A 1,212-nucleotide genomic window follows, 5' to 3' on the forward strand; every position below is an offset into this window, starting at 1 on the left:
TTGTAAGCCGTTTTTATTTCACAACGGTAGCTTCTAACTCAACCGTTAATGTAGCAAAAAGTCCTTTTACTTCAAGTAAAGTTGTTGACTGTTCGATAGCATACTTTTGCAAAAAAGGAACGTATACATCCATACAAGTTGAGAAGAAGTCTTGAGTTGATGTAGTATAAATGTTAAGTCTAACAATGTTTTTACAATCATAGTTAGATTCATTTATTAATTGTTCTAAATTAGCAATTGTTTGAATAAGTTGCGAGCGCATATCTTCGCTACTAGGCACGCCATTAGCATCTATAGCTACTTGACCAGAACAATAAAGAGTTCCTTCTACTTGTTTTACTTCCACAGCTTGTGCTGAGTTTGTGTTTTTACCCCATTCCCATGGGTTTATAATTCTTTTTTCCATTTTATTATTTGTTTTTTAAATGAGATACAAAAATAGAATGGGGCTGTGACAGCCTTATGTCAAGGGTGAAAAATAAATTAATAATATTTATCAAAATATTCTTGTAATGTCATTTTATGAGGTTCAAATTTCTCAGAAAGCAATGTCATTTTATCAATTCGGTCAAGCCTAAAATATCGAAATTCATTTCTTAATCTGCACCAGGCAACCAATAACCAATTTTCTGTACTTAACAAAGCAAAAGGTTCAATTATCCTTTCAGATTTATTTTTAGATTCGTTTGTGTATTCAATATTAACAAGGAAATAGTTTGTAAGAGCAAATTGTAATTGAGATAAATTGTTACTATTTCTTTTATTATTTATATTTTTTTTAAAGCGAGTTCTTTCGGAAAGTAAATTGGCTTTTGTTTTATCACTTTCTTTCAAAACTGCTTTTATTTTTTCGATAGCTTCTAAATAATCTTTTATAAACGAAGAATCCTTATTTTTTAAAACCAATTGTTCTGCAAGAATCAGTGCGTTTGCTTGATTCTCTCTAAACATCACAGGTGGAATTTTATAACCCTCCATTAAATAATATCCTTTTCCTTCCTCCGTTAATATAGGCACTCCAGCTTGTTCTAAAGATTTTATATCTCTGTAAATTGTTCTTTTACTAACTTGAAATTTTTCGGATAATTCTAATGCTGTTATAATTTTTTTTGTCTGAAATTGAATCAAAATTGCAGTTAATCGGGATAGTCTATTTGTTTCAGGATAATCCATCTTTCAATGTAGGTGTGAGTTTTTTTTAATGGCTTACAA

The 1,212-nt window shown here is 29.8% G+C and carries 2 protein-coding genes; both read right to left on the reverse strand.

Translation table 11 applies throughout. The features are described from left to right. Window positions 1–13 precede the first annotated feature (13 nt). Window positions 14–406, reverse strand: coding sequence for a RidA family protein (locus tag C6368_RS16970; RefSeq protein ID WP_107040406.1), 393 nt, complete (start codon window positions 404–406; stop codon window positions 14–16). 77 nt (window positions 407–483) lie between these two features. Continuing rightward, window positions 484–1,173 (reverse strand): helix-turn-helix transcriptional regulator, encoded by a 690-nt coding sequence (locus C6368_RS16975; protein WP_107040407.1) that lies wholly within the window; start codon window positions 1,171–1,173, stop codon window positions 484–486. Window positions 1,174–1,212: the final 39 nt, after the last annotated feature.

The organism is Brumimicrobium mesophilum (genome assembly GCF_003025005.1).
Lineage (GTDB): Bacteria > Bacteroidota > Bacteroidia > Flavobacteriales_D > Crocinitomicaceae > Brumimicrobium > Brumimicrobium mesophilum.